An 18,670-nucleotide genomic window follows, 5' to 3' on the forward strand; every position below is an offset into this window, starting at 1 on the left:
GGCTATTCCTGTGCCGAGGCCAGCGCATTGACGGCCGCAACCGTCACCGCCGATCCGCCAAGCCTGCCCAGCACCACCAGCGACGGCACGGGCGGCGCGGCGATCAGCGCGTCCTTCGATTCTGCGGCCCCGACAAAACCCACCGGGCAGCCGATGATCGCGGCGGGGCGGGGACAGTCGGGATCCTCCAGCATGTTCAGCAGGTGAAACAGCGCGGTCGGGGCATTGCCGATGGCCACGACCGCACCCGCCAGATTCGGGCGCCACAGTTCCAGCGCGGCGGCGGAACGGGTGTTTGCCATCGCCTGTGCCAGCATCGGCACCTGCGCGTCGTTCAGGGTGCAGATCACCTGATTGGCGGCGGGCAGGCGTTTGCGCGTGATCCCTTCGGACACCATGCGCGCATCGCACAGGACCGGCGCGCCCGCCTGCAGGGCCGCAATCGCCGCCGTGGCGAAATCCGGGGTCATGCGGATGTCGCGTTCCAGCCCGACCAGCCCCGCGGCATGGATCATGCGCACGGCAACACGCTCTTCCTCGGGGGTGAAGCGGGCCAGATCCGCTTCGGCGCGGATGATCGAGAAAGAGCGGGCGTAGATCGCGGCACCGTCGGTTTCGTATTGATGGGTCATCTGGTCCTTGGATCGGATGGGAATGGGCGGGCCGTCCGGGTGTTCGTAGATCAGCCCCGATGGGGTCCGGGTCAGGTTATGGGTTGCGGGCAGCGGGCAGGCGCAATGTTTCGCACAGCCCGAGACATGCAGGCTTTCGCCCATGCCAAGGCGCGGCGCAAGAGCCTGCGCAAGATCGCGCACCGGGCCATGCCCCTGTTCGCAGTCCGGCGCCCCCACGCAGGCATGTGCGCGCAGCATGGGATCGGCGGGGTCAAGGATCAGGTCGGGGTGATCCAGCGCCGCCGTCAGCCCGATCATCCGCCAGGACGTCAGCACCAGCGGGCCGGTTTCCGCGCAGGTTTCCAGCAGATCGGCCGTGATCGCGCCAAAGGCCAGCCCGTGCAGGACCAGCCCGCCAAAGGGGCCGGGCGTGGGGGTGGTCAGGGGTGGCGGTGGCGCGGTTTCGTCAAGCGGTGCATCCCAGTCACGCATCCGGCCCCTGCCGCCTTGCGTGCCCTGGGCTATGAAATGCGCCAGCAGGTCGTCCAGCCTGCTCGCGATGTTGTCGCGCGTGACGGCGATACCCCGCGCGCGGCCCGACAGGCGCAGGGCCAGCCCGTTCCCATGCGCCTGCACATGCAGGTCGGCCATGGCATCGCTCAGCAGCCGCTGCGGGCCGGTGTCGATCGCCAGCCCGAATTTGGCGGGCAGGCCGGGATGGGCGGCCAGCACCTGCGCCAATTCGCGGGCGAGGGCGTCGTCGTCGCCGCCGGGGGCCAGCAGCACGGCGGCCAGCGCACCCGCCTGATCCAGATCCAGCGCCGCCAGATCGTCCTGCGCCGCCGTCAGCGCATCATCGCGAATGCCGCGCAATTGCAGCGAGCCGCGATTGGTCAGCTCCATGCGGCCATTGCCGTAGCGGCGCGAGATGGCGGCGATGCCCCGTGCCTGCGCCGCGCTGATGCGCCCGCCAAGCGGTTTCAGCCGCATGATCCAGCCATCGCCGCTGCGCATCGGGCGGCTTGGGGCGGGGCACCAGCCCTTGATTTCAAAGCCCGGCATCGGCATCCCCGGTTTCGGCGTCCAGCAATGCCGCAATGGCATTGTGCCGCGTCGGCCACAGCCCGTCTTCGCGCAGTGATCGCAGCGTGTCCAGCAGCGCGCGCAGGGCATCCGGGTTCTGGTCGCGCAGGAACTCCAGCACCTCATCGTCCAGCAGGGTCGCGCGGGCGATATCGTCGAAAAGCTGCGGCGTGACCCGCCCCGTCAGCCGCGAAAACGACGCCAGATGCCGGGTGCCGGCCACGATTTCGGCGGCGCCGCGCGCGCCGTGGCGCATCATCCCCAGGATCCAGTCGCGGGCGGCGGCGCGGGTCCATGTGATGCGCGCCAGTTCCGCCTCGAGTTCGCGCATGGTCACCTGTTCGGCCCGCGTATTGTCCAGATGATACAGCGGCGCATCGCGGCCAAGCCGCCCAAGCGCCGCCGCGATCCCGCCGATATGGGCGGCGTAATCCTCGGACATCAGCAGATCGGTTTCGGGCAGGTCCTGCGTATGGACATGGGCCGACAGACGGCCAAGCGCGCGTTCCAGCGCCGGGGCATCGGGTTGCGCCGGGTGTGTGCCGTCATGGGTGAATGCGCCATTCGCCAGCCATGCCGCGCCGACCTGATCGGGCGTGGCCTCGATGTCGATGCCGGTTCCATAGATGCCTTCGCGCGGGCCAAAGATCCGCGCCGCATCGGTATAGGGGTTGTCGGCGGCGCTTTCCTCGCGTCGCGCAAGCATCTGGCAGCCAAGGGTAAACAGTTGCAACAGCACCGGAAAACTGTCGCGGAACAGGCCCGAGATCTTCAGGCTGACACCGATCCGCGGGCGACCCAGTTCCGCCAGCGGCACGACCTCGACCCCGTTGACGCGGCCCGTGCCGGGGTCGCGCAGCGCCCGCAGACCGGCCAGCGCCATGGCCATCGCCAGATCCTCGCCCCCCGTGCGCATCGTGGCCGAACCCCACAGGTCGATCATCACCTCGGCCGGGTAATCGCCGTGATCCTGCAGATAGCTGCGGATCAGTTCGGCGGCCATCTGACGGCCCTTGTCCTCGGCCTCGGGCGTGGGCAGGGCGCGGGGATCGACGGCGTAAAGGTTGCGGCCCGTGGGCAGCACATCGCCCGCACCGCGCCACGGGCTGCCCGAAGGGCCGGGCGTGACATGACGCCCCGACAGTGCCGCATCGAAGCCCTGCCATTCGCCGGGGCTGTCGCCCCAGACATGCAGCCCGTCGCTGTAGCGGCTTTCCTTCAGTTCGCAGACGAAACGGTCCAGCGTGGTCAGCGCGTCCAGATCACCGCTGCTGTGCAGGCCAAGCGTGTCGAACAGGCCAAGCGCCCGCGCCTCATCCCCGATCATCCCCGCCAGCCGGTCGCGGCGGGCAGGGTCTATGCCATCGGCGGTGGAATAACGGTCCAGCATCTGTTCCAGATTAACGAATTTTTCGGGAAGTTGTGATTGTCTGAGAGCAGGAGGCAGGTGGCCGATGGTCACCGCACCAAGGCGGCGGCGGGCCTGGGCGGCCTCTCCGGGGTCGTTGACGATGAAAGGATAGATCACCGGCAGGGCGCCGGTCAGGGCCTCGGGCCAGCAGGTGGCGGACAGGGCGGCGGCCTTGCCGGGCAGCCATTCCAGCGTGCCATGCGCGCCGATATGGACGATGGCGCGGATGTCTTGCGCGCGCAGCCACAGGTAAAAGGCGACATAGGCATGGCGCGGCGGGGCGGACAGGTCGTGGTAACCCGTTTCGCGGTCATCAAAGCGGCCACGTTCGGGCTGCAGGGCGACCAGATGCGGCCCGACGCGCAGGGCGTGGAATTGAACGTGACTGGCCGTGATCTGCGGGTCGTTTTGCGGCTGGCCCCATGTCGCGGTCAGGCTGTCCCGCAGGGGCTGGGGCAGGGCGTTCAGCGCGGCAAGGTAATCCGCCAGCGGCCAGTCCAGCGTCTGGCTGCGCAGGGCACCGGCCAGAGGGGGCGGGGTCTGGCCCAGATGGCGCAGCATCGCCAGCGCCGATTGCGTGGCGTCAAGGCCCACGGCATGGGCGTCCAGCCAGGCCTTGCCGGGATAGGTGGACAGAACAAGGGCGAGCGCATTTTGCGCTGTGCGGCCATCAGGTGGCTTGTCCTTGCCCGTGGTCGCGGCGCATGTCTGGGCAGCTTGGGCAGCTTGGGCAGCTTGGGCAGCTTGGGCAGCTTGGGCAGCTTGGGCAGCGCCGGGGCTGACGCAGCCGGAATCCGGGTCCGGCATGGTTGCCGTTGCCGGGGCGGTCTTCGGATCGGATGGCCGGGCGCCGTGACGCGGATCGGCGCCCTGCAAGGCGATCCAGCCAAGGACGCGATCGGCCAATGCCTCGATCCGGTCGGGCAGCGGGTGGTGACGCAGGGGCGCGAATTCCAGTGCGGGATCGGTCGCCGCCTCTTGCTTGACCGAAATGATCTGTGCGGGAATGCGGCCGTCGACCTCGGGCAGAACGACATGCATGGCCAGATCGGCGGGCGACAGCCCGCGCCCGTCCTGCTGCCACAGATGCGCCGGCGCGGTCGAGACGATGGCCTGAAAGACCGGCGGGCCGGAGCGCAGGGCGCAGCCCGTCTCTCCGGTTGAAAAGGCGGTGGTGTTGACGATGGCCAGGGGCGGGCGGGCTGCAAAGGCATCGTGCAGAAAGGCCTGTGCCTCGGGCGATTTCAGCGAGGGCAGATAGATGCCCCGCGCCTCGACCCCACGCCGGGCAAAGGCCGCGATCATTGCGTGGATCGGATCGGTATCGCCCGCCATGACCCAGGACCGATATAGCGGTATCGCGATCCAGCCGCCCCCGATCCGGTTGCCCTCGATCCCGTTGCCCCTGATCGCCTTGTCACGGTGCGCCTTGTCACGGTGCGCCATGTCATGGGGCGCCCCATCCAGCCAGCCGACCTGCGGCAGGGGGGCGGGGTCCGGGGCATCCTGACCCGACAGCAGGTGCAAGGCCACGCGCGCCGCCTGATGGCTGCCCTCGGCGCACAGCCGGTTCAGCCGGTCCCACAACGCGCCGTCGACGGTGGACAGATCGCGCAATTTCCGGTCCTGCCCGCTGTCACCCGGCAGCAGGACCAGCCGGATCCCGCGCCGGCGTGCCAGATCCTGCAACAGCATGACGCCCTGCTGCCACCAGGCCGCACCGCCGATCAGGCGGACCAGAACGGCGCGGGCATGGGACAGCACCGCATCGCCATATTGATCGACGGAAACCGGATGGGTCAGCCGCGCAAGCGGCGCCAGCCGCAACGAGGGCAGGCCGGGCGCCTGCCGCCACCCCCGCGCGAAAGCGGCAAGGTCGCTGTCGGAAAAGGACAGCACCACCAGATCCGCGGGCGTCTGCCCCAGATCCTGCGGCACCGAGCTTTCCGCAAGCCCCCCGCTTTCGCGAAAGAGGATATGCATCAGCCCAGCAGGACCTGACGGATCGCGGCTTCGTCGATGTCGTGATGTTCGCCGATCACGACAAGCTGCGAGACGCGCGCGCCGGTCCAGGGCTGGTCGTATTGCTGGCGCACCCGCGCGCCGACGGCCTGCACCAGCAGGCGCATCGGCTTGCCCTGCACCGCGACATGGCCCTTGACGCGCAGGATGTGCTGTTCGCGGGCCAGACGTTCGATCCGGGCGGTCAGGTCGGCGGGGTCGGTGACTTCGGGCAGTTCGATCACGACGCTGTCGAAATCCTCGTGTTCGTGGTCGTCGGCGCCATCGTGATGCGAGGGGCGGGCGGCCAGATCGCCCTCGGCCGCGGCCTCAAGGCCCAGAATGACGCGCGGATCGACGATGCCCTCGGACACCTCGATCACCGGCAATTCGCGGTGCGCGATGCCGGCCAGTTTCGCGCGGGCGGCGGCGCGGGTGTCGGCATCGGCCAGGTCGGATTTGGTCAGCAGGATGATATCGGCGCAGTTCACCTGATCCTCGAAGACCTCGGCCAGCGGGCTGTCGTGGTCGGCGCCTTCGCCCGCAGCCTCGCCTTCGTCGAAATCGCCTGCGGCCAGCGCCTCGGCATCGGCCAGCGCAATCACGCCGTCCACCGTGATCCGCGACCGAACGGCGGGCCAGTCGAATGCCCTCAGCAAGGGTTTCGGCAGCGCCAGCCCCGAGGTTTCGATCAGGATGTGATCGGGCGGGTCAGACAGGGCCAGCAACTGTTCCATCGCCGGGATGAAATCATCGGCGACGGTGCAGCAGATGCAGCCATTCGCCAGCTCAAGGATATTCGTTTCCGGGCAATCGGCGTTGGAACAGGATTTCAGGATATCCCCGTCCACGCCCGCCGTGCCGAATTCATTGACCAGAACCGCCAGCTTGCGCCCGCCGGCATTGGCGATCAGATGGCGGATCAGCGTGGTTTTACCCGCGCCCAGAAAGCCCGTGATGACGGTAACGGGGGTCTTGGCTAGCGCATTCATAGGGGATCCTTTGGCGGAAATGGGGGAATTCGGGCGATGGTGTTCTTGCGAAACAGGGCGGAGCGTTCGCGCCAGGGCACGACGCCATCGGCGGTTTCGGCATATTGGCGGGCCATGGTGACGACTTCGGCCGCGTCATCGGGGGTCAGGCCGCCCTGCACATAGGTCCAGGATCCGGGCCGCGACAGCGCGACGGCGCAGCCGCGCGCGCAGGCCGACAGGCAGGCGACGGGTTCCAGCCGGATATCGCCGGGCAACTCGCCCGCCATGACCGCGCTCAGCAGCCGTTCGCCGGGCACGACGCCGTCATCGGGGACGGGCTGGCCCATCCGGCAGGTCTGGCAAAGATACAGCGTCACCGCCATGGCGCGTCCTGTTCTGGGGGATGTCGCGGCGAAAGGCAGGCGGGCTGCCGTCCGTCCACGAAACACCCCGTTCGTGTCTTGGTCACTTCGGGCAAGGCAGGTCTCCCGGCTTGCGGAACACGCGAGGCGTTGCCTTGCGTTGCCCCCGCTGCCTTCCCGGAACAGGTCCAGTGGCGGTGCGGCGGCGTTTTCCGGTCACGGTCGCGGGGGCGGCTGCGCTTGGTGGCGCATTCCCTCTTAGCCTGCGTTGCCGCAGGAACCTTTGCCGCCGTCCTTGTGCCGCCAAGCCGCGCGCGAAGTCAAGCCGGACCGCCATTTCGCGGTTGAATACACGGGCGGGCGGAGCCAATCTCCGCGTCGGGATCCAATCGGCAGGGGAGTTCGTGGAAAATCGCAATGACAGTCAGCAACATGCTGACAAGATGAAGAAAATAAAATCCGCGCGCGACCGCATGAACGCCGATCGTCAGGGCGAAAAGGGCCTGATCGTCGTCCATACCGGGCCGGGCAAGGGCAAGTCGTCCTCAGCCTTTGGGATGGTGTTGCGCGCAATCGCCCATCAGATGCCCTGTGCCGTCGTCCAGTTCATCAAGGGCAATCGCGACACGGGCGAGCGTCGCCTGCTGACGCAGCATTTCCCCGACCTGTGCCAGTTCTTCACCATGGGCGAGGGCTTTACCTGGGAAACGCAGGACAAGGACCGCGATATCGCCGCCGCGCGCGCAGGCTGGGACAAGGCCAGAGAACTGATCCGCGACGAACGCAACCGTCTGGTCCTGCTGGACGAAATCAATATCGCGCTGCGCTATGACTATCTGGATATCGCCGAGGTCTGCGCCTTTATGCGCGACGAAAAGCCCGAAATGACCCATGTCATCCTGACGGGTCGCAATGCCAAGCCTGAACTGATCGAAATGGCCGATCTGGTGACCGAAATGACGCTGGTGAAACATCCCTGGCGCGCCGGGATCAAGGGGCAGCCGGGTATCGAGTTCTGATGCCGGAAACCGCGATATGACGGGGATGATATGGCGGGGCTGATGTTTCAGGGCACCGGCTCGAATGTCGGGAAATCGCTGGTGGTGGCGGGGCTGTGCCGTGCCTTTCGGCGGCGGGGTTTCCGTGTCGCGCCCTTCAAGCCGCAGAATATGTCGAACAATGCCGCCGTGACGCCGGACGGGGGCGAGATCGGTCGCGCGCAGGCGCTGCAGGCGCGGGCGGCGGGGTTGGCGCCGCATGTCGATATGAACCCGGTGCTGCTGAAACCCAGATCCGACATGGGGGCGCAAGTGATCCTGCGCGGGCAACGGCTTGGCACCTTCAAGGCGCGGGAATATTGGGGCAAAAAGCCCGAACTGCTGGGCGTGGTGCTGGACAGTTACCACCGGTTGGAAGCAGCGCATGATCTGGTCGTGGTCGAAGGCGCGGGCAGCGCGGCCGAGGTCAATCTGCGCGGCGCGGACATCGCCAATATGGGCTTTGCCGAGGCGGCGAGCGTTCCGGTCGTCTTGCTGGGTGATATCGACCGGGGCGGCGTGATCGCGCAGATCGTCGGCACGCAGGCGGTGCTGTCGGCGGGTGACAACAGCCTGATAAAATCTTTCATCATCAATAAATTTCGCGGCGATCCTGATCTGTTTTCTGATGGATATGGCTATATCGAGAACCGCACCGGCTGGCGCGGCGCGGGTATTCTGCCCGCCTTTGATCGCGCCCATCTGTTGCCCGCCGAGGATGCGCAGGACATTGCCCGCAAGACCGAAGGCAAGGGGCTGAAAATCGCATGGCTGGTCTTTTCCCGCGTCGCGAATTTCGACGATCTCGATCCTTTGGGGGCCGAGCCGGGCGTCGAACTGATCGCGGTTCATCCCGGTCAGGCGATTCCGGGCGATGCCGGGCTGGTCATCCTGCCGGGCAGCAAATCGACCCGCGCCGATCTGGCCTTTCTGCGCGCGCAGGGCTGGGATATCGACCTTGCCGCGCATCTGCGCCGGGGTGGCCGGGTGCTGGGGATCTGCGGCGGCTATCAGATGCTGGGCCGCGCCGTGCATGATCCCGATGGGATCGAGGGGCCTGCGGGCAGCAGTCCGGGGCTGGGTCACCTGGACATCGAAACCACGCTTGGCGGGGACAAGGTGCTGCGGCAGGTGCGGGCCGAACATCTGGCCTCGGGTGCGCGCCTGACGGGGTATGAGATCCATCTGGGCCATAGCGACGGGCCGGATGCCGCGCGCCCCTTTGCCCGTGTGGAGGGCCGGGCGGATGGCGCGATATCCGCGGATGGGCTGGTGCAGGGCACCTATCTGCACGGGCTGTTTTCCGACGACGGCTTTCGTGACAGCTATCTGCGCGGGTTTGGCGGGGCATCGGCGATGCGCTTTGAAACCACCGTCGATACGGTTCTGGACGAACTGGCCGACCATATCGAACGCCACCTGCGCGTGGATGATCTGCTGGCGCTGGCGGGGCTGCCGCCTTACCCTGTCAACGCGCGGTAAAGCGGGCGGTCGTGCAGGCGGGCCAGTTCGCTCAGCCCCTTGCCCGGCGCGCTTGCGGCCAGATCGCGCAGCACGCAGCGCAGCAGGTCGCGCGGCAGCCCATGCGGCAAGGGTTGCCCGCCAAGGATCGCGCGTTCCGCAGCGTGCCGCTGATCCTGCCAGTCTTGCGGCAGGGTTTGCGCGAAAGGATGGCCCAGGGCACTGGCGCGGGGCGACATGGTCAGGCCGATGGCGCGATGGCCCGGCGGCAGCGCGGGCAGTCTGGGCGCGGGCTTGCCGGTGACGGGAATGCAGCCGCGGTTGCGCCACAGCAGGCGCGGGGCGCAGGTCCCCATGGGCAGCGACAGGGCCATGCCGTGATTGCAGGCGGTCGGGTTTCGCGAAATCCTCTGGAAACCCATCAGGGCGATGCCTTGCGGCAGCGCCAGCAGCCAGTCATCGCCGCGCAGGACCCGGCCCCGGATGCGTGGCGGGCCTTGCAGCACCAGCGTTGTCGCGCCGTCGAAAATGGCAAGGCTCCAGCCGAGGGCCAGAGCCTTGACGAGCGTTTCGGGCGGGTGGCCTGCCGTGCCCGCCATGCCGGATCAGGCGTCGCGGCGGTCGGTCTGCCGGTCTGTGGACAGCAGCCAGAACAGCATCAGGCCCAGGGTCACCCAACCGGCCAGACCGACGCCAAGCGCGCGGGCGCCGAATTCGGCGGCCAGTTCCGGCGGGGTCGGGCCGGTGAATTCGGCCGGGGCCGGGGCGCCGATGATCTGGGGCAACAGCAGCAGGACAATCGCCGCGCCCCATGCCGCCCAGTTGCGGCCGAAGGCGATCAGCCACAGCGCGGCGGCGCTGGCGACGACCGTGCCGGTCCACCAAAGCTGGCGCGCGCCCAGATCTGCCGCCGCCATGCCGGGCAGTTCCGGGGCAAGACCGATGGCCGGGATGAACTGCACCGCCAGAAAGCCCGCGACACCCCACAGGATGCCGTCGCGCAGCGTGAATTCGCGCCCGCGCGAGATGGTGAACAGCACCACGGCCAGCATCAGCAGGCCATAGCCCGCATAAAGCAGGATCGAGAACAGCACCGACAGCCCGTCGCGCGGCGGGTCGATCTGGAAACCGCCATGGGCAGGGGCCGCGTGATCGGCGGCGGGCGTGACCGCCGCATCACCTGCGGCGTCATGCGCGTGGTCATGGCCGTCTTCGTCACCATGATGATGCCCCGAGGCATCCGCGACATGGGTCAATTCACCCGATTCATACAGCTCGGCATGCAAAAGCACCGGCTGGACAAGCCAAAGCTGAAGCAGGGCGGCAATCAGCCCTGCCACAGCGCCAGCGATCACCGCGCTGGCAACAGCTTTCATGTTCATCTCAGTGGCAGGGGTAACCTGCCGCATGACGCACGTCATGGGCCGCGTCATGCAGGGCTTCGGGTTGGGCCATGCCGGTGAAAAAGATCAGGATCGCGCCCGCAAGCGCGGCCAGAACGATCGTCCCGGTCAGGGAACCCGATGCGGTCGAGGCGCCGGACAGCGCCGGCGAGAGGGTCTTGTTCATGTCGTCTCCTTACCGTCACACCCGACGGTGGTTCGTTGCGTGACGGGGATCGGTCTCCTGACTCGTGGATCGTTGCGCTTTGCGGGCCTTCCCAGTGCGGATGCACCAGTGGCTGTTTCCGTGGCGCTCACCACTCACAGTCGCGGGGGCGGTCGGGTTTCGGACCCGGTTCCCATGTCCTTGCGGACTTCCCTGTCGCTTCCCTTGTGCCGAAAGCACAGGCGTCAGGCAAGGATTAATCACGAAAACGCCAGCGGCAAGCGACCTTTGTCGTGGTCCGTGCCTGCCGCATGGTGTGGGCGGGGGCTAGTCCCGGGGCAGGGCGACGACGGTGCGGCCCTTGACCTGACCTTGCAGAATGGCGCGGCAGGTGGCGGGCACCTCGGCCAGCGTGATTTCGGTGATGGTGTCGTCCAGCAGGTCCATCGGCAGGTCGCGGCCAAGCCTTTGCCATGCGTCGGCGCGCCGCGCATAGGGCTGCATCACTGAATCGATCCCCAGCAGGTTCACGTCGCGCAGGATGAAGGGCATGACGGTCGTATGCAGATCCGCCCCGCCCGCAAGCCCCACCGCCGCGACCGAAGCGCCGTATTTCATCTGCGCCAGCGCCCGCACCAGCACCGTCCCCCCGACCGTATCGACGCAACCGCCCCATGTCTCGCCTTCAAGCGGGCGGGGGTTGGCTTCGGCCAGATCGGCGCGGTCGACGATCCGGCTGGCGCCAAGACGGCGCAGGTAATCGGCATTGTCGGGCCGCCCGGTCAGGGCCGCGACCTCATGGCCCAGATTGGCCAGAATCGCGACGGCGACCGACCCAACCCCGCCCGAGGCGCCGGTGACCAGCACCGGCCCGCCGTCGCGGTCCAGCCCCTGATGTTCCAGCGCCATGATCGCCAGCATCGCGGTCAGCCCCGCCGTGCCGATGGCCATGGCCTGACGCGGGGACAGGCCTGCGGGCAGGGGCACCAGCCAATCGCCCCTGACCCGCGCGCGGGTGGCATAGCCGCCCCAATGCAACTCTCCGACGCGCCAGCCGGTCAGCACGACCGCATCGCCGGGGCTGTAGCGCGGATCGTCCGAGGCAACCACCCGGCCCGCAAGGTCGATCCCCGGCACATGGGGATAGTTGCGCACCAGCCCCGCCATGCCCGCAAGGCACAGCCCGTCCTTGTAGTTCACGGTGGAATATTCGACGGCGACCGTGACATCGCCCTGCGGCAGGTTGTCGTCTGGCAGCACTTCGATCTTTTCGGACAGGTTGTCGCCGTTCTTGCGGACGACCAATGCGGTAAAGCTCATCTGATCGGGGTCCTTTGCGCGCGGGGTGGCCGCCTGCCAGTGGGGGCGATTCCCGCGCCCGCGTCAACCGGTTTGTCCCGGCCCGCCCCGCGGCCAGGGGAAATCGCCTGTTATGACTGCGATACCGTCCGCATCAACTTGCCACGCGGCGCTGCCTGCGGTAAAAATCAGTTATTTCTGCATGTTTGAAACAGGTGGTCTTTCGATGAACGCTGCTCTTCGTCAGGCAGATCGGCTTGGCCGTCTGACCACGGTTCTTGGCCAGGATGTCCTTGTCCTGCTGCGTTTCGACGGAACCGACCATCTGAATGACCTGTTCGAATACCGGGTCGAGGCGCTGTCGGCGTGCAACGATCTGGATTTCGACGCGCTGGTCGGCACCCATGCCACCGTCACCATCGAGGGGCGCGAGGGGCCGCGCCATTTCGACGGCATCGTGACGCAGGCGCGCTGGTCGGGGGTGGGCGAAAACGGGCACCGCTATGATCTGGTCCTGCGGCCGTGGTTCTGGCTGGCCGGGCGCCGCCGCAACCAGCGGATTTTCCACAACCAGACCGTCACCGATATCCTGAAAGACCTGCTGTCGGATTACGCGGGCCTTGGCGATCCGGCGCTGGACATGCAACTGACCGGCGATTACCCGGTTCTGGAATATACCGTGCAATATCGCGAATCCGATCTGGATTTCGCGCGCCGCCAGATGGAACGGCACGGCATCAGCTTTCATTTCCGCCATCAGGAAGGCAGCCATACGCTGGTCCTGACCGATGACATCGCCAGCCACGACAGCATCGGGTCGCGCGATTACAAGGCCTATGACGCGCACCACCAGTCAGAGGGCGAACATTTCTGGGAATGGGCGCCCGAACGCAACCTGACCACCGGCGCGATGCGGCTGACGGATTACAACTTCAAGACGCCCATGGCCTCGATGGAGGCGGACCGCGTCGGCGATGCCGCCTATGCGCAGGGCCAGATCGAAAGTTTCGACTATCCGGGCGATTATCTGGACCGGGGACAGGGCAAGGGCGTCGTCAGCCTGCGCACCCTGCAGGAACGCGGCGCCGACCGCCGCCACCGCGCGGCGGGCGATTGCACCAGTCTGGGCGCGGGGATGCAGGTCACGCTGTCGGGCGATCCGGTGCCCGGTCTGGGCGAAGCCTTCCTGTGCCTGTCGGCCAGCTACCATTTCGTGTCCGAGGCCTATGGGTCGGGCACGCCGGTCACCGACGGTTACGCCTTTACCGGTGCATGGACCCTGATGCCGGTCAGCGCGCCGATGGCGCCGCCTTTGCGGACCCATGTGCCGGTGGTGCAGGGGCCACAGACCGCGATGGTCGTGGGTGACGGCGAAATCGACTGCGACGAATATGGCCGCATCCTGGTGCGCTTTCACTGGGATCTGGCGGGCGCCTATTCGATGCGCTGCCGGGTCAGCCAGAACTGGGCGGGCGCCGGTTGGGGCGGCATGGTCATCCCCCGCATCGGGATGGAGGTCGTCGTCGAATTTCTGGAAGGCGACCCCGACAGGCCGCTGGTCACCGGCTGCGTCTACAACGGCAAGAACAACGTCCCCTATCCGCTGCCCGCGAACAAGACCGTCAGCACCTTCAAATCCGATACGCATGAAGGTTCTGGCTATAATGAATTCCGGTTCGAGGATCAGGCGGGCCGGGAAGAGGTCTTCATGCATGCGCAAAAGGACCACAATACGATCATCGAAAACGACGAATCGCATTCCATCGGCCATGACCGCTCCAAGACCGTCGGCAATGACCAAAGCGAAGCGATCGGCCATGACAAGGTGATCAGCGTCGGCAATGACCACCGCGAGACGATCGGCAACGACATGTATTACGATGTCGGCCAGAACCAGCAGGAAAACTACGGCCGAGACCATATCCACCGCGTCGGCAATATCCACAAGCAGGCGGTCTTTGCCGATCACCTCTATGAGGTCGGCCGGAATTTCGAAGGCGAGGTCTTTGGCCGCTATACGCTGGATGTCGGCGAGACGATCACCAACAACACCCGTATCCATACGCTGATGGCCTATGAAAAGATGCAGGTGAAGGGGCCAGGCGGCAAGATCACCATCGACGCATCCGGCATCACGCTGGAAGCCGGGACGATCTGGCTGAAGGGCAATGTCATCATGGGCGGATCCGGCGGCGCGCAGGTGCCGACCTTGCAGATGGCCGCGCGCGAAGGCCTGCCCCTGTGCGAGGAATGCGCGAAATTCGACGACGCCTGAGGCGGGCTGCGTCAGGGTGCGACGAATGGGCCGGGGGCTAGGGGCTTGGGGGCAGGGGCCATGCTTGCCGCCCGGCTTTTGTCATCGGGTCGCCCGTGACGTGAAAGCCCGGCCGGTTCAGCGTCTTGCGCGGGTCGCCAGATAGGCGCTCAGCGCCGCCGTGATCAGAATGGCGGCCAGCGTGACCCAGACAAAGGCCCGATCAGAGGCGCCGCGTGCGGCGTCCGACAGGTCTTGCGCCGCGCGTTCGGGCAGGGTGGCGGCGATCATCAGCGCCTCGTCCAGACCGTCATGGGCCTGCGCCGCGATCCCCGGCAGGTCGGGCATGTTCAGCGTATAGGCGAATGACATCAGGCTGCCCAGAACGGCAATGCCAAGCGCCCCGCCCAACTCATAGGACACCTCTTCGACGGCGGCGGCCATGCCCGCGCGTTCGCGCGGCGCGCTGAGCATGATTGTGCTGGAGGCTGCCGTCATCGCCGCGCCCAGACCCAGCCCCTGCAGGGCCAGCGCGACGATCTGCACGGGTTTCGGGCCGTGCAGCAGCGCCAGGAACAGGATCAGCCCGGCCAACGACAGCACGAATCCGGTCAGCAGCATCTTCATCCCCCCGATCCGTGGCAGGTAGCGTCCGGCCAGCGGCCCGCCGACAAAGGCGCCAAGCGGGATCGGCAGGATGAACCACGCGGCCTGCAGCGGCGACAGGCCCAGCACCAGTTGCAGCCGCTGGCTCAGCGCCAGTTCCATGCCCACGATGACCATGGCGGCGATCAGCGCGCCGATCACGCCTGCGGAAAAATCGCGACTGCCGAACAGCGACAGGTCGATCAGCGGATGGCGCAGGCGGAACTGGCGGCGGACAAAGGCGGTGCAGGCCGCCCCGCCGATGACGGTTGCCAGCGCGACCAGTCCCCAGTCGGGCTGGCGCGTCGCCGATTCCTTCAGCGCCCAGGACAGCGCGACCAGACCCAGCATGATCTGCGCGGAACTGAACATGTCCCAGGGCGTCCCCTTGTGCCCGGCACGCGCCGGGATCAGCACCAGCGCGGCGATCAGGGCGATGATGACAATCGGGACGTTGATCAGAAAGACCGAGCCCCACCAGAAATATTCCAGCAGCAACCCGCCGACGACCGGCCCCAATGCCGCGCCGCCCGATGCGACGGCGGCCCAGATGCCGATGGCAAAGGCGCGTTCGTCGTCATCCTCGAATGTCAGGCGGATGATCGACAGCGTCGCGGGCATCATCGCCGCCGCGCCCACCGCTAGCAGCGCCCGCGCCGCAATCAGCACGGCGGGCGAAGGCGCGAATGCCGCGATGGATGACGCGATGCCAAAGACCACCAGCCCGATCACGAACATCCGCCGGTGCCCGAAACGGTCGCCAAGCGTGCCGAACCCCGGCAAAAGCCCCGCCACGACCAGCGAATAGGCATTCAGGATCCACAGCTTTTCCGACGCGGTCGCCGCCAGATCGCGGGTCAGGGTCGGCAGCGCCGTATACAGCACCGTCATGTCGATCACGATCAGGAACAGGGCGCTGGAGACGATGGCGTGGACCAGCCAGCGGTTTGCATGTGTCATGACCAACCCGTCGATTTTCTGCCTGTCGCCTGATCGCATGGATCGCGGGGCGCTGCCAGCCGCATGTCGGCCCTGCGGTTCCGGCGGGCGGCGTCGGTCTTGGCTTGGCCGCCAGAACCCGTAAAAGACGAAAGAACAGGATAAGGAAATCCCGCAGATGCCCATTGCCCGCGTCGAAGCCGCCCTGCGCCGCGTCGGTCTTGACCGTTACATGATGCTGCTGGTCGGGACGGTGCTGCTGGCCAGTCTTTGCCCGGCGCGGGGCGAATTCGCACGGATACTGGGCCATGTCACCTATTGGGCCGTCGCGCTGCTGTTCTTTCTGTATGGCGCCAAGCTGGCCACGGCGACGATCCTGTCGGGGCTGACGAACTGGAAGCTGCAACTGGGCTGTCTGGCCTGCACCTATGTCATGTTCCCGCTGCTGGCCATCGCCATGCAGCCGGTGGTCGGGCATTGGCTGCCGGCGGCCTTTGTCGCGGGGCTGCTGTATCTGGCCTGCCTGCCGTCGACCGTGCAAAGCTCGATCGCCTTTACCTCGGTTTCGGGGGGCAATGTCGCGGGGGCGGTCTGTGCGGCCTCGATCTCGAATGTGCTGGGGGTGCTGCTGGCGCCTGTGCTGTTCATGCTGCTGATCCCGGCAGAGGTCGGGGCGCAGGGCGGCGTCCATGTCGACGCCAGCGCGATCTGGAAAATCGCCCGGCAGATCCTGCTGCCCTTTGCGCTTGGGCAGTTGTGCCGCCCGTTGCTGAGCGGTTTCCTGAACCGCCACAAGCTGCCGACGATCATCGTCGACCGGGGGTCGATCCTGCTGATCGTCTATGCCGCCTTCAGCGCAGGCGTGGTCAACGGGATCTGGTCGGCGGTCGCGCCCGGGCAACTGGCGGCGCTGATGGCGGCCATTGCGGTTCTGCTGGCGCTGGTCATGGGGCTGTCGCTGGTCATGGCGCGGCTTGGTGGCATGATGCGGGCCGATACGATTGCGCTGTATTACTGCGGTTCGACCAAGTCGCTGGCGACGGGGCTGCCGATGGCGGGCATCCTGTTCGCCGGCCAGAATGTCGCGATGATCGTGCTGCCGCTGATGCTGTTTCACCTGCTGCAACTGTTCGTCTGCGCAATCGTGTCGCAACGGCTGGCGCTGCGCGTCGCGGTTTAGGTGCGCACGGCCTGCGTCATCATCGGGCCAGCGTCATCTTGGCCCAGTCCCCGATCTTGGCCCAGTCCCCGACGGGGCGCGGATGCCCTTTGGCGGGGCGATCCGAGGCCTTTGCCGGAACGCGCCGGATCGCCCCGCCGGAAGGGCCGCCGCCCTATCCGTCCTGAAGCGCCGCGCGGCTGGCCTGACGGCGTGCCACGCGCTGGCGGATCGCCTCGACATCGGTGACCGGGGTCGCGGCGAAAAGTTCGCGGGTATAGGGGTGGCCGGGGGCGGAAAAGACCTGATCGCGGCTGCCCTGTTCGACCGCCTCGCCCTTGTGCATGACCAGCACGTCATCGGCCAGAAAGCGCACCACGGACAGGTCGTGGCTGATGAAGACATAGGCCAGGTTGAATTCGTCCTGCAGGTCATTGAGCAGGTTCAGGACCTGCGCCTGAACCGACAGGTCCAGCGCCGAAACCGGTTCATCCAGCACCAGCAGTTCCGGGTTCAGCATCAGCGCGCGGGCAATCGCGATGCGCTGGCGCTGGCCGCCGGAAAACATATGCGGGTAGCGGTTGAAATGTTCAGGGCCGAGCCCGACCTTGACCAGCATCGCTTCGGCACGGTCGCGCCGCTCCGCGGAGGGGGTATTTGTATTCAGGAGAAGCGGTTCCATCAGCACGTCGCCGACCTTCTGGCGCGGGTTGAGGCTGCCGTAGGGGTTCTGGAACACCATCTGGACGCGCGAGCGCATGGCGCGGTCGGGGCGCTGTTTGCTGATGTCGATGGGCGTGCCTTCGAACAGCAGCTCGCCGCCCGACGCGGGGTCGATCAGTGCGATGATCCGGGCCAGCGTCGATTTGCCCGAGCCGGATTCACCGACGATGGCCAGCGTCTTGCCGCGTTCGACCGAAAAGCTGACGCCCTTGACCGCGCGCATCGTGGTGGCGCGGCGGGTCATCGAGCCGGGGGTGTGATAGTCGCGGATGATATCGCGGCCTTCGACGACGGGTCGGGACGGGTTCATGGCTGGACCTCGGCTTGTTCCAGTCCGGCGACGAATTCGGCCACGGTGGGCAGGCGGTCGCCGGTGGCGTTTTCGGGAAGGGCGGAGAGGAGCGCGCGGGTATAGGGGTTCTTTGGCGATTCAAACAGGGTCAGCACGTCGGCTTCTTCCATCTTGCGGCCCTTGTATTGCACCTGCACGCGGTCGGCGGTTTCGGCCACCACGCCCATGTCATGGGTGATCAGGATCAGCGCCATGCCGACGCGTTCCTGAATATCCATGAGCAGGTCGAGGATCTGTTTCTGCACCGTCACGTCCAGCGCGGTCGTCGGTTCGTCCGCGATCAGCAGCCGGGGTTCGGTGGCAATCGCCATGGCGATCATCACGCGCTGGCATTGGCCGCCCGACATCTGGTGCGGGTAGGCCTTCAGCTTCTGTTCGGGGTCGGGCAGGCCGACCGCGTGGAACAGGTCGATGGCGCGGGCGCGGGCGCGGCGGCGGTCAAGGCCGGCATTGTAGCGCAGCACCTCCTCGATCTGGTAACCCGCCGTAAAGGAGGGGTTCAGGGATGCGATCGGTTCCTGAAAGATCATGGTGATGTCGCGCCCGATCAGCTTGCGGCGCTGCGCCGGCGTCATCTTCAGCATGTCCTGGCCGTCGAAGGTCATTTGATCGGCGGTGACGGTGGCGGCGTCGGGCAAAAGCCCCATCATCGCCAGCATCGACACCGATTTGCCCGAGCCGGATTCGCCGACGATGGCCAGCACCTCGCCGCGGTCGACGGTCACGTCGATGCCGTCGACTGCGGTGAAGCTGCCGGTCGAGGTGGCGAAGCGGACGGTGAGGTTGCGGATGTTCAGCAGGGGCATGG

The 18,670-nt window shown here is 66.8% G+C and carries 15 protein-coding genes, 1 pseudogene and 2 riboswitches; of the genes and pseudogenes, 4 read left to right on the forward strand and 12 right to left on the reverse strand.

What is annotated here, in order from left to right:
* Positions 1–2 precede the first annotated feature (2 nt).
* The 5 genes and pseudogenes from PE067_RS15695 to PE067_RS15715 all read right to left on the reverse strand — a co-directional run bounded on the left by PE067_RS15695 (position 3) and on the right by PE067_RS15715 (position 6,466).
* Positions 3–632, reverse strand: coding sequence for a precorrin-8X methylmutase (locus PE067_RS15695; RefSeq protein WP_276190782.1), 630 nt, complete (start codon positions 630–632; stop codon positions 3–5).
* An 813-nt stretch (positions 633–1,445) separates the two neighbouring features.
* A pseudogene (locus tag PE067_RS15700) lies at positions 1,446–1,718 on the reverse strand (hypothetical protein); the annotation flags it as partial.
* Entirely contained in the window at positions 1,663–5,091 is a 3,429-nt protein-coding gene (locus PE067_RS15705; RefSeq protein ID WP_276190638.1) for a cobaltochelatase subunit CobN, read from the reverse strand. The gene PE067_RS15705 and the pseudogene PE067_RS15700, both read right to left, overlap by 56 nt.
* Positions 5,091–6,101 (reverse strand): cobalamin biosynthesis protein CobW, encoded by a 1,011-nt coding sequence (gene cobW / locus PE067_RS15710; RefSeq protein WP_276190639.1) that lies wholly within the window; start codon positions 6,099–6,101, stop codon positions 5,091–5,093. The genes PE067_RS15705 and cobW overlap by 1 nt, the downstream gene beginning before the upstream one ends.
* Positions 6,098–6,466 carry a DUF1636 domain-containing protein gene (locus PE067_RS15715; protein WP_276190640.1) on the reverse strand — a complete coding sequence of 123 codons (369 nt, stop codon included), beginning with the start codon at positions 6,464–6,466 and terminating at the stop codon, positions 6,098–6,100. The genes cobW and PE067_RS15715 overlap by 4 nt, the downstream gene beginning before the upstream one ends.
* A 77-nt stretch (positions 6,467–6,543) precedes the next feature.
* A riboswitch (cobalamin riboswitch) is annotated at positions 6,544–6,745 on the reverse strand.
* A 104-nt stretch (positions 6,746–6,849) separates the two neighbouring features.
* Between PE067_RS15715 and cobO the strand changes: the two genes are divergently transcribed.
* On the forward strand, positions 6,850–7,464 hold the full coding sequence (gene cobO, locus PE067_RS15720) for a cob(I)yrinic acid a,c-diamide adenosyltransferase (protein ID WP_276190641.1): 615 nt from the start codon (positions 6,850–6,852) through the stop codon (positions 7,462–7,464).
* 30 nt (positions 7,465–7,494) lie between these two features.
* Positions 7,495–8,964: a cobyric acid synthase gene (locus PE067_RS15725; protein ID WP_276190642.1), complete on the forward strand. Its 1,470-nt coding sequence runs from the start codon at positions 7,495–7,497 to the stop codon at positions 8,962–8,964.
* Here PE067_RS15725 and PE067_RS15730 read toward each other — a convergent pair.
* The 4 genes from PE067_RS15730 to PE067_RS15745 form a co-directional block, all read right to left on the reverse strand.
* Positions 8,943–9,542, reverse strand: a complete 600-nt coding sequence (locus tag PE067_RS15730; RefSeq protein WP_276190643.1) for a hypothetical protein — start codon at positions 9,540–9,542, stop codon at positions 8,943–8,945. The two genes, PE067_RS15725 and PE067_RS15730, sit on opposite strands and share 22 nt — an antisense overlap.
* Before the next feature lie 6 nt (positions 9,543–9,548).
* The gene (locus PE067_RS15735) at positions 9,549–10,325 is read right to left on the reverse strand and encodes a CbtA family protein (RefSeq protein WP_276190644.1); all 777 of its coding nucleotides are present in this window, start codon (positions 10,323–10,325) and stop codon (positions 9,549–9,551) included.
* 1 nt (position 10,326) lies between these two features.
* Positions 10,327–10,512: a CbtB domain-containing protein gene (locus PE067_RS15740; protein ID WP_276190645.1), complete on the reverse strand. Its 186-nt coding sequence runs from the start codon at positions 10,510–10,512 to the stop codon at positions 10,327–10,329.
* A 50-nt stretch (positions 10,513–10,562) separates the two neighbouring features.
* Positions 10,563–10,688, reverse strand: a riboswitch (cobalamin riboswitch).
* Positions 10,689–10,818: 130 nt separating this feature from the next.
* Complete coding sequence (locus PE067_RS15745; RefSeq protein WP_276190646.1) at positions 10,819–11,811, reverse strand: MDR family oxidoreductase; 993 nt, start codon at positions 11,809–11,811, stop codon at positions 10,819–10,821.
* 205 nt (positions 11,812–12,016) lie between these two features.
* Between PE067_RS15745 and tssI the strand changes: the two genes are divergently transcribed.
* On the forward strand, positions 12,017–14,065 hold the full coding sequence (tssI, locus tag PE067_RS15750) for a type VI secretion system tip protein TssI/VgrG (protein ID WP_276190647.1): 2,049 nt from the start codon (positions 12,017–12,019) through the stop codon (positions 14,063–14,065).
* 117 nt (positions 14,066–14,182) lie between these two features.
* On the opposite strand, the gene PE067_RS15755 is transcribed toward tssI, so the two are convergent.
* Entirely contained in the window at positions 14,183–15,649 is a 1,467-nt protein-coding gene (locus PE067_RS15755; protein ID WP_276190648.1) for an MFS transporter, read from the reverse strand.
* Positions 15,650–15,806: 157 nt separating this feature from the next.
* Here PE067_RS15755 and PE067_RS15760 point away from each other — a divergent pair, with 157 nt between their 5' ends.
* Positions 15,807–16,808, forward strand: a complete 1,002-nt coding sequence (locus tag PE067_RS15760) for a bile acid:sodium symporter family protein (protein ID WP_276190649.1) — start codon at positions 15,807–15,809, stop codon at positions 16,806–16,808.
* Between the two features lie 154 nt (positions 16,809–16,962).
* On the opposite strand, the gene PE067_RS15765 is transcribed toward PE067_RS15760, so the two are convergent.
* Together PE067_RS15765 and PE067_RS15770 are read right to left on the reverse strand one after the other, a co-directional pair.
* Entirely contained in the window at positions 16,963–17,820 is an 858-nt protein-coding gene (locus PE067_RS15765; RefSeq protein WP_276190650.1) for an ATP-binding cassette domain-containing protein, read from the reverse strand.
* On the reverse strand, positions 17,817–18,668 hold the full coding sequence (locus PE067_RS15770; protein ID WP_276190651.1) for an ABC transporter ATP-binding protein: 852 nt from the start codon (positions 18,666–18,668) through the stop codon (positions 17,817–17,819). Before PE067_RS15770 ends, PE067_RS15765 begins: the two co-directional genes overlap by 4 nt.
* Positions 18,669–18,670 lie beyond the last annotated feature (2 nt).

Origin of the sequence: Paracoccus sp. DMF-8, from assembly GCF_029309835.1 — a bacterium.
Taxonomy (GTDB): Bacteria; Pseudomonadota; Alphaproteobacteria; order Rhodobacterales; family Rhodobacteraceae; genus Paracoccus.